General features: G+C 65.2%; 16 protein-coding genes. 6 read left to right on the plus strand and 10 right to left on the minus strand.

The genetic code is table 11. From position 1 onward, the window contains the following. Positions 1 to 35: 35 nt before the first annotated feature. Positions 36 to 845: an SDR family oxidoreductase gene (locus tag NFW05_RS04335; RefSeq protein ID WP_295303009.1), complete on the plus strand. Its 810-nt coding sequence runs from the start codon at positions 36 to 38 to the stop codon at positions 843 to 845. Between the two features lie 9 nt (positions 846 to 854). On the opposite strand, the gene NFW05_RS04340 is transcribed toward NFW05_RS04335, so the two are convergent. Further along, positions 855 to 1580, minus strand: coding sequence for an SDR family NAD(P)-dependent oxidoreductase (locus NFW05_RS04340; RefSeq protein ID WP_295303010.1), 726 nt, complete (start codon positions 1578 to 1580; stop codon positions 855 to 857). A 39-nt stretch (positions 1581 to 1619) separates the two neighbouring features. On the opposite strand from NFW05_RS04340, the gene NFW05_RS04345 reads away from it, so the two are divergent. The 5 genes from NFW05_RS04345 to NFW05_RS04365 all read left to right on the plus strand — a co-directional run bounded on the left by NFW05_RS04345 (position 1620) and on the right by NFW05_RS04365 (position 5893). Beyond that, complete coding sequence (locus tag NFW05_RS04345) at positions 1620 to 2429, plus strand: helical backbone metal receptor (protein ID WP_295303011.1); 810 nt, start codon at positions 1620 to 1622, stop codon at positions 2427 to 2429. A gap of 63 nt (positions 2430 to 2492) precedes the next feature. Continuing rightward, positions 2493 to 3506, plus strand: a complete 1014-nt coding sequence (locus NFW05_RS04350; RefSeq protein ID WP_295303012.1) for a peptidase U32 family protein — start codon at positions 2493 to 2495, stop codon at positions 3504 to 3506. 13 nt (positions 3507 to 3519) lie between these two features. Further along, complete coding sequence (locus tag NFW05_RS04355; protein ID WP_295303013.1) at positions 3520 to 4416, plus strand: U32 family peptidase; 897 nt, start codon at positions 3520 to 3522, stop codon at positions 4414 to 4416. Positions 4417 to 4436: 20 nt separating this feature from the next. Then, a complete protein-coding gene (locus NFW05_RS04360) occupies positions 4437 to 4895 on the plus strand; it encodes an SCP2 sterol-binding domain-containing protein (protein WP_295303014.1) in 459 nt (152 codons plus the stop codon). Continuing rightward, on the plus strand, positions 4850 to 5893 hold the full coding sequence (locus NFW05_RS04365; RefSeq protein ID WP_295303015.1) for a DMT family transporter: 1044 nt from the start codon (positions 4850 to 4852) through the stop codon (positions 5891 to 5893). The genes NFW05_RS04360 and NFW05_RS04365 overlap by 46 nt, the downstream gene beginning before the upstream one ends. A 57-nt stretch (positions 5894 to 5950) precedes the next feature. On the opposite strand, the gene NFW05_RS04370 is transcribed toward NFW05_RS04365, so the two are convergent. The 9 genes from NFW05_RS04370 to NFW05_RS04410 all read right to left on the minus strand — a co-directional run bounded on the left by NFW05_RS04370 (position 5951) and on the right by NFW05_RS04410 (position 15072). Continuing rightward, positions 5951 to 6685 carry a ParB/Srx family N-terminal domain-containing protein gene (locus NFW05_RS04370; RefSeq protein WP_295303016.1) on the minus strand — a complete coding sequence of 245 codons (735 nt, stop codon included), beginning with the start codon at positions 6683 to 6685 and terminating at the stop codon, positions 5951 to 5953. 425 nt (positions 6686 to 7110) lie between these two features. Further along, positions 7111 to 7371 carry a DUF1289 domain-containing protein gene (locus NFW05_RS04375; protein ID WP_295303017.1) on the minus strand — a complete coding sequence of 87 codons (261 nt, stop codon included), beginning with the start codon at positions 7369 to 7371 and terminating at the stop codon, positions 7111 to 7113. Continuing rightward, positions 7368 to 8291 carry a hydroxymethylglutaryl-CoA lyase gene (locus NFW05_RS04380; RefSeq protein WP_295303018.1) on the minus strand — a complete coding sequence of 308 codons (924 nt, stop codon included), beginning with the start codon at positions 8289 to 8291 and terminating at the stop codon, positions 7368 to 7370. Before NFW05_RS04380 ends, NFW05_RS04375 begins: the two co-directional genes overlap by 4 nt. After that, the gene (locus NFW05_RS04385; RefSeq protein WP_295303019.1) at positions 8288 to 10324 is read right to left on the minus strand and encodes an acetyl/propionyl/methylcrotonyl-CoA carboxylase subunit alpha; all 2037 of its coding nucleotides are present in this window, start codon (positions 10322 to 10324) and stop codon (positions 8288 to 8290) included. Before NFW05_RS04385 ends, NFW05_RS04380 begins: the two co-directional genes overlap by 4 nt. A gap of 190 nt (positions 10325 to 10514) precedes the next feature. Then, complete coding sequence (locus NFW05_RS04390) at positions 10515 to 11309, minus strand: enoyl-CoA hydratase/isomerase family protein (protein WP_295303020.1); 795 nt, start codon at positions 11307 to 11309, stop codon at positions 10515 to 10517. 9 nt (positions 11310 to 11318) lie between these two features. Beyond that, positions 11319 to 12938 carry a carboxyl transferase domain-containing protein gene (locus NFW05_RS04395; protein WP_295303021.1) on the minus strand — a complete coding sequence of 540 codons (1620 nt, stop codon included), beginning with the start codon at positions 12936 to 12938 and terminating at the stop codon, positions 11319 to 11321. Continuing rightward, on the minus strand, positions 12938 to 13540 hold the full coding sequence (locus NFW05_RS04400) for a 2-hydroxychromene-2-carboxylate isomerase (RefSeq protein WP_295303022.1): 603 nt from the start codon (positions 13538 to 13540) through the stop codon (positions 12938 to 12940). Before NFW05_RS04400 ends, NFW05_RS04395 begins: the two co-directional genes overlap by 1 nt. 184 nt (positions 13541 to 13724) lie before the next feature. After that, complete coding sequence (locus NFW05_RS04405) at positions 13725 to 14684, minus strand: polysaccharide deacetylase (protein ID WP_295303023.1); 960 nt, start codon at positions 14682 to 14684, stop codon at positions 13725 to 13727. 61 nt (positions 14685 to 14745) lie between these two features. After that, positions 14746 to 15072 (minus strand): VOC family protein, encoded by a 327-nt coding sequence (locus tag NFW05_RS04410; RefSeq protein ID WP_295303024.1) that lies wholly within the window; start codon positions 15070 to 15072, stop codon positions 14746 to 14748. Positions 15073 to 15136: the final 64 nt, after the last annotated feature.

The raw sequence follows: 15136 nt of genomic DNA on the forward strand, positions 1-15136 counted from the left end.
ACGCAGCACGTTGGCCGACAACCGCTGAGCCGCCGTTGAGCGCCGCGCCTCCGCTGGATTCCGACCAGGACACGGCGCTCAAGGTCTTCATCACCGGGGCTTCATCGGGGATCGGGCGTGCGCTCGCCGAGCACTACGCCGGCCAGGGTGCGCGGCTTGGCCTGGTCGCCCGCCGCGAACATCTGCTCGACAGCCTCGCCAAGCGCTGGCCAGGGCAGACAGTCTGTTTCTCTGTCGATGTCACGGACGCGCCGGCCCTGGCTTCGGCTGCCGACGCGTTCACGACCCGTTTCGGGGCTCCCGATATCGTCATTGCCAACGCTGGCGTCTCGGTCGGCACGCTGACCGAACACGCCGCCGATCTCGAAGCGATCCGCCGGGTGATCGAAGTCAATCTGTTCGGCATCGCCGCGACCTTCTCGCCGTTCATCGCCGCGATGCGCCAGGCGGGTAGCGGCCGGCTGGTCGGCATCGCCTCGGTTGCCGGAATCCGCGGCCTTCCGGGAGCTGGCGCGTACAGCGCGTCGAAAGCAGCAGCGATCAGCTATCTCGAAAGCTTGCGTATCGAGCTACGCGGGTCAGGGGTCCGGGTGGTCACGATCTGTCCCGGCTACGTGGAAACGCCGATGACCGAGGGCAACCCGTTTCCGATGCCCTTCCTGATGCCTGCAGAAGAGGCGGCGCAACGCTTTTCCCGGGCCATCGCCCGCGGCGACAGTTACCGGGTGATCCCCTGGCAGATGGCGCTCGCTGCCCGATTGTTGCGCATGCTGCCGAACGCGATCTACGATCGTTTGCTCACCCGCGCCCCGCGCAAGCCGCGAAACAGCGACACAGCACTCTGAGCAGCCCGCTCACCAGTCGATCGGCTGCCCATCACGGAAGAACCCGCCGGTCGGTCCATCGTCGGGCAGAAGAGCCGCCCAGACGATCCCCCGGGCTCCCTCTTCGGCACTGCGCGGCGCGCCCTCGCCACCCATTCGCGTGCGACACCACCCGGGACACACCGAGTTGACCTTGGTCGGGTCGGCTTCGAGTTCCTTCGCCGTCAGTCTGGTCAACGCGTTGAGGGCGGCCTTGGACATCCGGTAACCCGGCCAGAGTCCGCCCATGTCCGCCAGTTGCCCCATCCCCGACGAGACATTGACCACGCGGCCCCAGCCGTTCTCGCGCATCAGGGGCACGAGGACCTGAATCAGGCGCAGCGGGGCGAGCGCGTTGCAGGCGTGGATCTCGGCCACGAGCTCGGGCTCGACAGCGAGGACACTGGCCGCCTTGGGAAGCGCCGGGTCGTGTTTCTCGAGGAAAACCCCGGCGTTGTTGACCAGGACGTCGCAACGACCGAACTCGCGGCGCACTCGGGCAGCGAGCGCCGCGACGGCGCTCGCATCAGTCACGTCGGCGACATGAGCCAGCACGTCGAGACCGCTCTGCTGCAGCTGCCGGGCGGCCTCGCCGATCGCCTCGGCGTCGCGGCCGACGATCAGCACCTTACATCCGGCAACGGCGAGCTGTGTGGCCACCGAGTAGCCGAGGCCCCGCCCCGCACCGGTCACGACGGCGAGTTTCTGCGTTAGCATCCCTTCCTCCTCTCCTTTCCACTGGCCGGAAGCCCGATCATGCTCTGGTCCGATGCTCTGGGCAAGATGCACCCTTGCCACCGCGGCGCACCGCGAATCGTCTCGCTGGTCCCGAGCCTGACCGAACTGGTGGTCGCGCTGGGCCTCGGCCCTTTCCTGGTTGGCCGTACCGGCTTCTGTATCCATCCTCGCGAGAGCCTGAGGCAGGTACCCAAACTGGGTGGGACACGCGGTTTCCGGATCGACAGGCTGCGCGAGTTCGAGCCAACTCACGTCCTGGTCAACATCGACGAGAATCGGCGCGAGGAGGTCGAGCCGTTGAGCGAGTTCGTCCCGAGCGTAATCGTCACGCACCCGCTGACGGCTCGCGATAATCTGGGTCTCTTCCGCCTGATTGGCGGAGTCTTCGGGCGCGATGCCGAAGCCGAAAGCCTCTGCGCGGCGTTCGAGCGCGAATGGTCCGAACTGGCCTCGGCAACCCGACGGCTGCCCCGTCAGGCGGTCGTTTATCTGATCTGGCGCAACCCGTGGATCAGCGTGGCCCGCCAGACCTACATTTCGGCGATGCTCGGAGCCGCTGGCTGGGACACCTTGCCGGCCCACAGCGACATTCGCTATCCCGAGGTCGATCTGCCGCAGCTCGCTCGCCATGCACAGATCGTCTTGCTGTCCAGCGAACCGTACCCTTTCCGCACGCGGGATCTGCGGCTGATCGCCCGGAAAGTCCCGGGTACGAAGGCGTCACTGATCGACGGGGAAATGGTCAGCTGGTACGGCAGCCGGGCCATCGAGGGGCTGGCGTATCTCCGCCGGTTGCGTCTCCGGTTGAACGAATCGGCGAGCAATTGACCCGCGTCAAGTAAGGATGGCTGGCTGCCGCTATACTGCGGAGTCCAATTGCCAAGGTTTCCGATGCCGCCCATGAAGGTTCCCCGACTCGTCTGCCCCGCTGGCAGCCTGCCGGCGCTCAAGGCTGCCGTCGACCATGGTGCGGACGAAGTGTATTTCGGGTTCCGCAACGACACCAACGCGCGCAATTTCGCGGGACTCAACTTCGATCGCCCGGCGATGGTCGAAGGTATACGCTACGCACACGCACGCAACCGGCGGGTACTGCTGGCGATCAACACCTTCGCCCAGCCGGGACGGGCCGTGGACTGGCAGCACGCGGTCGACGAAGCCGCGGCACTCGGCGTCGATGCGGTGATCCTCGCCGATGTCGGCCTGCTCGACTACGCCAGCAGACGCCACCCCGGGCTTCGCCTGCACCTCTCAGTCCAGGGGTCGGCCACCAGCTACGAGGCCGTCAATTTCGCGCACCGCGAGTTTGGAATCCGCCGCGCAGTGCTGCCGCGCGTATTGACCCTGGCCCAGGTCGAGACGGTCATCCGCAACACCCCGGTGGCCATCGAAGTCTTCGGCTTCGGTAGCCTCTGCGTGATGAACGAGGGACGGTGCTGGCTCTCCTCGTACGCTACCGGCGAGTCACCGAATACCGTTGGCGCCTGCTCGCCAGCCCGTCATGTGCAGTGGGAGAAGTCGCCAGGGCGAATGAACACCCGTCTCAACGGAATCCTCATCGACTCCTTCGCCGACGATGAAGCGGCAGGCTATCCGACACTGTGCAAGGGCCGCTTCGAAGTCCAGGGCGAGACGTACTACGCTCTCGAGGAGCCGACCAGCCTCAACGTGCTCGAAATCCTTCCGGATATCGCACGCATCGGCGTGGCGGCGGTCAAGGTCGAGGGACGCCAGCGCAGCCCGACTTACGTCGCGCAGGTCACGCGAACCTTGCGTGCAGCGCTCGACGAGCTTGCCGATGGCGCGCAGCGCTACCATGTCCGCCCCGCATGGCAAAAGGAGCTCGCCAGGGTGTCCGAGGGCAGTCAGGTGACGCTCGGCGCGTATGACCGTCCGTGGCGCTAGGCGGAGCGCGCAGATGAAGCTCGCGCTCGGACCCCTGCTCTACTTCTGGCCAAGAAGCGAGGTCTTTTCGTTTTACGCCGATATGGCCGAGAATTCGGCGCTGGACATCATCTACATCGGCGAGGTCGTCTGCTCGCGGCGGCAACAGGTCCGGGTTGGCGACTGGCTCGGGCTGGCGCGCGACCTCTGCGCGGCAGGCAAGGAAGTGGTCGTGTCGGCGCAGGCGCTACTCGAATCCGAGAGCGATCTGAAGGCGCTGCGCCGCCTGGCCGACGAGATCACCGGTATCCCGGGGTGCCGGCTCGAAGCCAACGATCTCGGCGCGGTGAACATTGCCGGGGGTCGCCCTTTCGTCGCCGGCCCCCATCTGAACATCTACAACGAGGTCACGCTGGCCACCTTCGCGCGCTACGGTATGTGCCGCTGGATTCCCCCGCTGGAAGCCGATCGCCGGCTGATCGAAACGCTTCACAGTAGTCGACCGGCTGGGGTTGAGACCGAAGTCTTCGTCTTCGGCAAGTTGCCCCTGGCTTTTTCCGCACGCTGCTTCACAGCGCGTCACTACAACCTCAACAAGGACGACTGCCAGTTCAGGTGTCTTGAACACCCCGAAGGGATCACGCTGCGCACCCGGGAAGGGCAACCCTTCCTGACCATCAACGGCATCCAGACGATGTCGGCGCAGACCTACAGCCTGCTTGCGCAGATGCCCCGAATACTCGACAGGGGTATCGAGGTCGTGCGCATCAGCCCGCAGGCTCGGGCAATGCCCGAGATCATCGGCGCCTTCGACGCTGCCCGCTGCGGCAGGGAAGTCACTGCCGACTGCACTGGTTGGGCCAGCGACGGGCTGGTCGATGGGTACTGGTTCTCGGAAGCCGGAATAGCCTGCCATCAGCCGACCGCCTGATACTCCCACGGAGATCGCCAATGAGCCTTGGTTTCACGATTCCCCCCTTCAGGCTGCCCGAGATCGTGTCGGTTATCGGTGTGCATCTGCCGCAGTGGCCCCACTCGCTGGTCCTGGTCGCCGCGCTCAACGCCGCGGCCAAACTCGGTCTGCTCCCCGAGGATGCTCTTGCACGCCTTGAGGACCGTACCTTCGTCGTCGAAGTGCTCGACGCCGGTGCACTGGCCTGTTTCCGCTGCCAGCGTGGCGTCTTCCGGCCCCTGCTCGCCTGCCCAACCACCGCCGACCTGCGCTTCCAGGCCAATCTCGCCGCTTTCCTGCAGCTCCTCGCCCGCCAGGAAGACCCCGACACGCTGTTCTTCAGACGCGAACTGTCGATCGTCGGCGACACCGAACTCGGCCTGGTCGTCAAGAACATGCTCGACGCGATTGAATGGCCTTCGCTGCCGACGCTGCCCGTTTTCCGCTCGCGAGCCTGAACCGGTCACACGCGGACAGTGACGCGGCTGCCCGAGGCCCTGCACCGCGTCCCCTGATCGGGGGAATCACCTGTGCGCTCGGCGCCGGCCTGCTCTGGGGGTTCGTCTTCATCGTACCGCTGATCCTGCCCGAATACCCACCCGCGGCGCTCTCCTTCGGGCGCTATATCGGCTTCGGGATCATCGCCGTCTTCCTCGCCTCGGCCGACCTGCCGCGACTGCGCCAGCTCGGCTGGCGGGACTGGCGAATGGCTGCCGAGCTGGCGCTGGTCGGCAACATCCTCTATTACCTCTTCCTCTCGGCGGCGGTCCAGCGCGCCGACGCGCCGCTGCCGACGATGATCGTCGGTACCCTGCCAGTGGTCATCGCCATCGTCGCCAATCTCGGGGCCGACGCGCTGCCCTGGCCTCGCCTGTTGCCCGCCCTGCTGGTCACCGGGAGCGGCATCGCGCTGGTCAACCAGCACGAGATCGGGCTGGCCGGAGCTCAGCGCAGCGTGCAGGATCACTTCACCGGTGCTCTGCTGGCGCTCGCCGCCGTCGGCGCCTGGACCTGGTACCCAATCCGCAACGCCAGGTGGCTGCGCGAGAACCCCGGACTCGCATCGGGAACCTGGGCCGTCGCCCAGGGTCTGGCGACCTTGCCACTGGCCGTTGTCGGCATGGCGCTGACCGGCCCTTTATGGGCCATGGGCGGCGCGTTCGATTACCCGCTCGGACCCGATCCGCTGCGCTACATCGCGCTGATGCTGGCACTCGGTCTGTGCGCCTCCTGGCTCGGCACGCTGCTCTGGAATCGCGCCTGCCGGCTCCTTCCGACCGCGCTCAGCGGGCAGTTGATCGTCTTCGAAACATTGGCCGCCTTCGCCTACGCCTTCGTCTGGCGAGGCACGATGCCGGGCGCCAGCGCGCTGCTCGGCATCACCCTGCTGATCACCGGTGTCGTGCTCGCAATCCGCGCATTCCACACTTCGCAGCAGACCGGCGCGGGGCATTAACGGATAGCCGCAGAGGCCTTCCTGAAACCCCCGCGGCGACCCATCGGGCCGGCCTGGCTAGCGACTGCGACCGACGAAGCCTGGCAGGCCGGCCGCCTCGGGAGAACTGGCCAAGTGCCGTGCGTAGGCAATCTTGTCGGCGTAGTCCTCCGGATCGGCGCTCTCGATGTCCCCGAGAGTCAGTCCCGCGGGATTCTTCCGTGTGCTGGTCAACTGCTCGTTGAAGATCACCCGGGTGCGGAAGAAGGTCCCCCACTTGAACTCGGCAAAAATCGCGTTGTTGGGGTCCTTGACGTAGCCGTAGGCTTCGCGGACCACCCACGACAGGCTCCGGTAAAGGTCGTTGTCGAGGTCCGTGACATGCTGCTTCAGGGTAACCGGATTGAACGGGCCAGCGCCCATCGCGTCGAACGGATAGACCCAGTTGCTGCCGGCCATCGCCTTCCAGAAGCGATCGCCCTTGATCGGAGCCCAGTTGCGCATGACCAGCACGGGAATCGCCATGTCTCCCTTGGCCATCCACAGCGACTTGGTCAGGTGATGGTGGTCGATCAGGTAGTACTGACCACCGTTGCCGATGATCACCGGCACCGTGCGCGGCAGCAGGTAGTCGGTCAGTTGGTCGTCATTCTTCGCCTTGATCTTCTTGACCTTGGCGTTCACCTCATCCATGCCGACAGCGTTCTGCGTGGGCTTGAGCTGACTCAGCCTGAGACATCCGACGGTCCCCTGGGGGCTGTTCTCGTCGATGTCGGGAAGGAAACTGAACAACTCGTCGTTCTTCTTGGCCATTGATCACTCCTTTCTGGGAAACGGGTGCTTCGCTCGGGTCGGCGACTGGCAGGCCCCGCGTCCGAATGCCACCGGGGGTACCGGCGCAACCGCCAGCGCAGATGCCAGGCCGCTAGCATACGACAAACGGCCGCTCGACGAATTCCGCGTTGCCTGCGAGAACCGTCCGGGCCGTTGGTGGGACGGCCCGTCAGCAGACGGCCATCATCCCGACACTCACCGCGCGATCAGCGCTGCGACGAATCCTCGTCGGCTGGCTCTCCTGGCAGATTCTGTGGCCGCAGTTCTTCGACGACTATACCGAAACTCCCTGCAGGCGCAGGTAGCGGGGGACGACCGCAACCGAGGCAGTACCCTGAATCGGGGTCCGGCATGCAGATCCCGACGCAGATGTACTCTTCCGCCAGGTCGCTCATCGTCGAGTCTCAACGCTCACAGTCACTGCGCAGCTCTCCTCCGGCGGCACAGCCCTGCGGGTCGTGCTCGGCGCGTCGGCGCTCGACGGCCATCAGTACGGTCAGTCTCTGCTCGTCGCTCGCCTCGCCCCAAAGGGCAATCTCGCCGATCGTCCGAAAGCAGCCTGAGCACCAGCCTGTTCCCGGGTCGATGCGGCAGATGCCGATACATGGCGAAGCGACCTCGACCTGCCGCTGCGCCTGCTTCCGCTCGCCGAGGTCCACGCTCATGCCTCGAGCCTCCTGGCGCGCAGTGCACGAGCGGCCTTCGAGGCGGGCTGGCGACCGAGGTGGGCCGAGATGAACTCGCCGGAGGCCAGTAGACGGTCCATATCCACGCCAGTTTCGATATTGAGACCATCGAGCAGATAGACGACGTCTTCGGTCGCCACGTTGCCGGTTGCTCCAGCCGCATACGGACACCCGCCGAGCCCGGCAACCGAACAGTCGAAGGTGGTCATGCCGAGTTCCAGCGACGCATAGATGTTGGCAATGGCCATTCCGAAAGTGTCATGGTAGTGTCCGGCGAACCGGTCGATCGGCATGCTCGTCGCGCAGGCTTCGATCATCCGGCACACCGAGGCCGGGGTCCCGGCGCCGATCGTGTCGCCGAGTGAGACCTCGTAGCAGCCCATCTCGACGAGACGCTGCGCAACCCGGGCGGTTTTCTCAGGCGCGACAACGCCTTCGTACGGACAGGCGACGGCACAGGACACATAGCCGCGCACCCGGATGTCGAGTGCACTCGCGGCATCGACGACGGCGGCCAAGCGCCTCAGACTGTCGGCGATGCTGCAGTTGATGTTCTTCTGCGAGAAGCTTTCCGACGCCGCAGCGAAGATCGCAACCTCTTCGGCGCCAGCTTCGACGGCAGCGTCGAAGCCCTTCAGATTGGGCGTCAGCACCGGGAACGACACGCCCACCCGCCGCCGCGGGCTGGCCAGCACGGCACGCAAGACTTCCGCGTTGTCGGCCATCTGCGGTACCCACTTCGGAGAGACGAACGAGGTAACCTCGATCGCCGGCAGTCCGGCTTCGCAGAGGCGCTCGATCAGCTCGACCTTGACGGTCGTCGGGACGATCGTCTGCTCGGCCTGCAGACCGTCCCGCGGACCAACCTCGATCAGCCTCACACGACGCGGCAAACTCATCCGTCGGTCTCGAAATCGACGAGTTCGGCACCGTCGGCAACCTGCTCGCCGGCCGCATAGCGAAAGGCCCTGACCATTCCGTCCTTGGGTGCGGTGATCGTGTGCTCCATCTTCATCGCTTCGAGAATGAGCAGCGGCGCCCCGCGCGCGACGTGCTGCCCAACTCCGGCAAGCAGCGCGATGACCTTGCCCGGCATCGGGGCCGTAAGGCCTCCGCCGTGCGCGTCTCCGGCCTCGACGAGATGCAGCGGATCGTCGCGAACGATCACGTAATTGCCGCCATCGAGAAAAACGTGGCGCTTCTGTTCCTGCTTCTCGGTGACCGCTATGACGCTGGCGACGAGGCGGCGATCGTCGAGTTCGACAGCCAGTTGCCCGGCCAGGCGTCCGCTTTCGAGCACCCGGCCGCGCGCGAGCACCGATTCGCCGCCAAGCGACAGCCGCCAACCGTCGAGCTCGTAGGCGACAGCGACTTCGTAGCGCGTATCCCCGCTACGATAGGTCAGCGTTCGCCGCGACTGGATGTTCAGCCGCCAGCCGTCGTGTTGGCTCCACGGCGACCAGGGATCGCCCGAGCGGACCGCGCGCTCGGCGGCAGCCGCGTGTTCTTCGAGCAATCCGGCAACGGCCGCGATGTAGAACACGCTTCGCGGCGGATCGGTCCGTTCCGGAAAGAGGAACGCTCGACTGCGCTCGATCAGCGCCGTGTCGAGATCGGCGTTGACGAAGGCCGGACAGGCGACGAGCCGTGAGAGGAACTCGACGTTCGTCGTCACTCCGACGATCCGGTAGTCGGCAAGCGCCTGCCTCATCCGCGCCAGGGCGGCGTCGCGGTCGACATCCCAGACGATCAACTTGGCGATCAGCGGATCATAGAACGGGCTGATCTCGTCGCCCTGTTCGATTCCCGTATCGACGCGCACATTGATGCTTTCGCTTGGCGGAACGAGATGCAGCAGGCAACCGGTCGCTGGCAGGAAGTCCTGCGCCGGGTTTTCCGCGTAGATTCGTGACTCGAGGGCATGGCCGCGAATTCCCAGCTGGTCCTGGTGCAACGGGAGCGGCTCGCCGCAGGCGACGCGCAGCTGCCACTCGACGAGATCCTGTCCGGTGATCATCTCGGTCACCGGGTGCTCGACCTGCAGGCGCGTGTTCATCTCCATGAAGTAGAAACACCCGTCATCGAGGAAACTCTCGCTGGCGATGAACTCGACGGTGCCGGCGCCAACGTAACCGACGGCCCTCGCCGCTTCGACGGCGGCTCGGCCCATCGCCGCGCGCCAGGCTGGCTTCATTCCAGGTGCCGGTGCCTCTTCGAGGACTTTCTGGTGCCGGCGCTGCACGGAGCAGTCGCGCTCGAACAGATGGACGCAATGCCCGTGCCGATCGGCAAAGATCTGCACCTCGATGTGCCGCGCCCGGCGCAGGTACTTCTCAATGAGCACGTCTGGCGACTTGAACGAGGCCAGTGCTTCGCGCTGGCACGAACCCAGAGCCGCCGCGAAGTCCTCGCTGCGTTCGACCAGGCGCATGCCCTTTCCGCCTCCCCCGGCGACCGCCTTGATCAGCACAGGATAGCCGATCGCCTCAGCCCTATCCTGCAGATAGTCTGGATCCTGTCGCTCCCCATGGTACCCTGGGGCCAGCGGCACGCCGGCAGCTTCGATCAGAGCCTTCGCTGCGGCCTTCGAGCCCATCGCCCGGATTGCTCCGGGCGGAGGCCCGACGAAGGCGATGCCGGCCGCGGCGCAGGCTTCGGCAAAGTCGGCATTCTCGGAAAGAAAGCCGTAGCCCGGATGCACCGCCTCGGCCCCGGTTCGCCTGGCCGCATCGACCAGGCGCTCGGCGACCAGATAGGACTCGCAGGCGGCGCTCCCGCCAATGCATACGGCCTCGTCTGCGAGGCGCACGTGACGCGCGTCGCCGTCTGCCTCCGAGTAGACGCCTACCGTGCGGACACCCATCCGGCGGGCGGTGCGGATCACCCGACAGGCAATCTCGCCGCGGTTCGCAATCAGGATCTTGCTGAACATCGTTGCACAGGTTCCTGGCTTGGCTGGGCTGCAGTACGCCGCCGGCGCTGTTTGCCGGCCAGTGGTGCTGCGCCCTCCTGATCAGGATACACCATCCCGTCCGGCGAAGCGGCCGTCGCGACGAGGGGGCGGATGACGCGTCGGTCACCGCCAACGACTGCCTCGGCGAGTCGGGCGTGGCGCACAACCATCAGTCGATGATCCAGGCTGGCGGGCGTTTCTCGAGAAAGGCGGCCAGACCTTCCCGCCCTTCTTCGCTGGCCCGGACCCGGGTGATCCGCTCGGCGGTCTCCTCGGTCGTCTGCTCGTCGATCGGCTGTCCGGTCACCACGCGAATCAGCGACTTGCATTCGGCTTGCGCGTTCGGCCCGTTGGCGAGCAGGGTTTCGACGATCTCGGCAATCGCCTCGTCCAGTTGCTCCTCGCCGGGTACGATCTCGTGCAGCAGGCCAATCCGGTAAGCTTCGGCTGCCGAAAATCGCTCGGCGGTCAGCATGTATCGGCGGCAGTAGCGCTCGCCGATCGCCGCGAGGACGTACGGGCTGATCACCGCCGGCACGATGCCGAGCTTGACCTCGCTGAGAGCGAACACGGCGTCGTAGGTTCCGACGGCGACGTCACAGGCAGCGATCAGACCCACTCCGCCACCGTACGCCGGGCCCTGCACACGGGCGATCGTCGGTTTCGGCATCTCGTTGAGAGTGGACATCAGATCGGCGAGCTTTCGCGCATCGTTGAGGTTCTCTTCGGGTGAGTAGCCGGCGGCGCGCCTCATCCAGCCGAGATCGGCACCGGCGCAGAAGCTCCTTCCCCTGGCTGACAGGACGACAACCCTGACACGGGAGTCGGCGCGTAGCCGACGCAAGGCTTCGGTCATCGCGGCGATCAGTTCCTCGTCGAAGGCATTGTGCCGCTGCGCCCGGTTCATCGTCAGGATGCCGACACCGCCATCCACTTCGCTGATGATCGTTTGCTGGTCGCTCATGCCGCGCCCCTACATCCGGAAAATGCCGAAGCGAGTCGCTTCGGCTTCGGCGTTGAGGGCCGCCGACAGGCCGAGTCCGACAACCCGGCGAGTATCGACCGGGTCGATCACGCCGTCATCCCAGAGGCGGGCGCTCGCATAGTACGGGTGCCCCTGACGCTCGTACTGCTCGCGGATCCGGGCCTTGAAGGCCTCCTCCTCGCCAGTGCTCCAGGTCCCGCCAGTGGCTTCGATCCCGTCCCGCCTGACCGTCGCCAAAACGTTCGCCGCCTGCTCGCCACCCATCACCGAGATGCGCGCGTTGGGCCACATCCACAGGAAACGTGGCGAGTAGGCGCGCCCACACATCCCGTAGTTGCCGGCACCGAACGAACCGCCGATGACGACGGTGAACTTCGGCACGTTCGCACAGGCGACCGCGGTAACCATCTTCGCTCCGTCGCGGGCGATGCCCCGGTTCTCGTAGCTGCGGCCGACCATGAAGCCGGTGATGTTCTGCAGGAAAAGCAGCGGGATCCCGCGCTGTGCGCAGAGTTCGACGAAATGAGCGGCCTTCAGCGACGACTCCGAAAAGAGAATGCCGTTGTTCGCGACGATGCCTAAAGGATAACCCCAGAGCCGCGCGAAACCACAGACCAGCGTCGTCCCGTAACGGGCCTTGAACTCGTCGAAGTCCGACCCATCGACGATCCGGGCGATGACCTCGCGCACGTCGAAGGGCTTCCTGGCGTCGTTGGGAATCACACCGTAGAGTTCCTCGACGGGGTAAAGTGGCTCCTTCGGCTCGACGACGCTTGCTGGTGGTCGCTTGCGCCAGTTGAGGTGGCCGACGATTCGCCTGGCGATGGCCAGCGCGTGCGCGTCGTTCTCGGCAAAGTGATCGGCCACCCCCGAGATGCGCGTATGCACGTCGGCACCACCGAGTTCCTCCGCGGTGACCACCTCACCGGTCGCCGCCCGGACGAGCGGCGGGCCTCCAAGGAAGATCGTGCCTTGCTCCTTGACGATGATCGATTCGTCGCACATTGCCGGCACGTACGCGCCCCCAGCGGTGCATGAGCCGAGGACCGCGGCGATCTGCGGGATTCCCGCCGCCGAGAGCCTCGCCTGATTGTAGAAGATCCGCCCGAAGTGCTCGCGATCCGGAAAGACCTCGTCCTGCATGGGCAGGAATGCGCCTCCCGAATCGACCAGGTAGAGGCACGGCAGACGATTCTCGCGGGCAATCTCCTGCGCGCGAAGGTGTTTCTTGACGCTCATCGGATAATAGGTACCCCCCTTGACCGTCGCGTCGTTGGCGACGATCAGGCACTCGACACCGGCGACCCGGCCGATCCCGCTGATCAGCGAAGCCGCTGGGACCTCGAAAGGATGCGCGTCCCCGTACATCCCGTAGGCCGCGAGCTGGGAAAGCTCGAGAAACGGCGAGCCCGGATCGATCAGTGCATTCACCCGCTCGCGAGGCAGAAGCTTGCCCCGTGCGAGGTGCTTCTGGCGCGCCGATTCCGGCCCGCCCAGGGCAATCCGGGCGATCGTCGAGCGCAGATCGGCGACCACGCCCTGCATCGCCGAGACGTTGCCCCGGAACTCGGCGCTTCGCGCTTCGAGGCGTGTCGTCAGGATCGGCATCAGAACCCTCCGCTGGCCAGCCAGCGCTCGATTTGCGGCAGGCGATCGACACCGAAGAAAGGTTCGCCGTCGACGATGATGTACGGTGAGCCGAAGACCCCCCGGGCAAGCGCCGTGGCACATTCGGCTCGCAGACGTTCCTTTAGCTCGCCGCCACCCAGAGCAGTGACGAGTTCCTCACGGACGAACCCCTGCCTCGCGGCCAGGTCGAGCACGACGTCGATCATCGAGATGTCTCGCCCCTCGACATAGAGCGCGCGAAACACGCTATGCGCAAATTCCCTTGCCTTGGCGCAATCGCGGTCGTGCAACCAATAGTAGGCGCGCGCGGCGTGCTGGGTGGGCAGTGGAAAGGTTTCCGGATGCGTGTAGTCGATATCCAGAAAACGCGCCGAGCGCGAAAAGTCGCGCAGTGAATACTCGCCCTTTAGCGGCACCATCGTCAGCGGTGCCGCACCGGTATGCTGGAAGATCACTCCGAGCAGGATCGGCCGCCAGTGCACCTTGCGGCCGTGGCGGGAGGCCAACTCGTCGATCTTCTCCGAAGCCAGATAGCCATATGGAGAAGAAAAGTCAAAGTAGAAGTCGATCGGCTCGCTCATCGGCGCCTGCTCCGCAGGTGTAGTGGTCCTCGAAGGGTCCGATTCTCACGCTTCCGGAGGCCTCCTGCGGCGACTCCCTCCCGTGCACTAGGCTGGCCGCCGGACAGCTCCTGGCTCGCCGTCCCGCGAAGAAGGGTATGCGATTCGCGTCCGCCGCAGCGTACTTTCGGCGAGTCCGCACCGTTCATCGATATCTCCTCCGATAGGCCTGCTCGATGATCCGTCGTCCCGTCGCCCATAGCCCGCTGGTCAGAGGTGCCGGCTGTTCGGCCGGGAGATCCGGCGTCAGGCCGCTGAACCGGCAACTGCGAAAGGAGTCGCGATTTCGGTCGAGAAACGCGCAGAGCCTCCGGAACCGCCGGACGACGATGTCGTCCGGCCGGTTCTTGGCCTGATTGAGCAACTCGAAACTGTGCGACAGGATGACGAACGCCTTGCGCTGGCGCTCGAGAGCCTGCCACAGCAGGCTCTCGAGTTCGGCAGACGAACAGGCAGCGAGCTGGACATGACGCAGGCCAGTTCCGTCGTCGAAGACGGCCATCGGGTACTCGATGACTCCCTCACACGCGACCGGCTCGACGACTACCCGACCCGACAGCACGCCACTACCAGGCCCGAACAAGGTCGCGTTATAGCTGCTGTCGAAATCGATGCCGCTGGCGGACAGCGCGCGGAGCGTGTCAACGTTGAAGCCGAAGCTACCTGCACGAAAGGCATTGATCGCATCGGCTCCAGCAGCGCGGAGCAGGCCCAAACCGATCGTGATCAGCCGCCGCTGTTCGTCCCGGCTGAACATGAAGAGGTGCTGACGCTTGCGCCGGCAATCTTCAAGAAGGGGTTCCCGCGATTCATCCACCCATTCAGTATGCAGGTGAAGCTGCACCTCCTGGCCACCCTCCCGAACGAGATGGACGATCTCCTCGAGAGGATGAGGGCCGAAACGCGTCGAGAAGAGCGGCTCGACGAAAAAGGTCGCGCCAATTCCCTGATCGCGCAAGACATCGAGCTGGTAAGGCAAGCCGAAGCCGCCGCGCGGCGTCGGGCCGTGGATGTACCTGCGAAAGGCCTCCGGGAACTTCCGGTCGATGTCTTCCCAGCCGTCGCACCATATTTCGACATCGACGGTGAAAAATACGTTCAGCACCGCTCGACCCTTGTCCGATACGAACCCATTGATCGCAATGTTCTTGCGGGGTGACGAAAGTCTAGCGCAGCGAATGCAGACCGATGAGATTTCCTTCGCTGTCGGCAATCAGCGCGATATGTCCGTATTGCCCGATGGACATCTTCTCCTTGCAGATCTGCCCGCCTGCATTCGCTGCCCTGGCGGCCTGGACAGCGCAATCGTCGCAACTGAAATACACGACAACGCTGTTTGCGCCGACCTGGACACCCGGCATCCTGACCAGCGCGCCAGCCGCACCATATCGCTCGCCGAGCATGGGAAAGGCCCAAATCTCCATGTCCGGGGTGTCCAGCCGGACGAGTTGCACACCGAAGACGGCTTCATAGAAGGCCTTCGCGCGGACCATGTCTTCGACGTACTTGATTAGCCACAATGTTCAGCAAGCTCACGTGGCGAGCCTGCCGGGGTGA

The sequence above is a fragment of the Accumulibacter sp. genome (genome assembly GCF_023806625.1).
Lineage (GTDB): Bacteria > Pseudomonadota > Gammaproteobacteria > Burkholderiales > Rhodocyclaceae > Accumulibacter.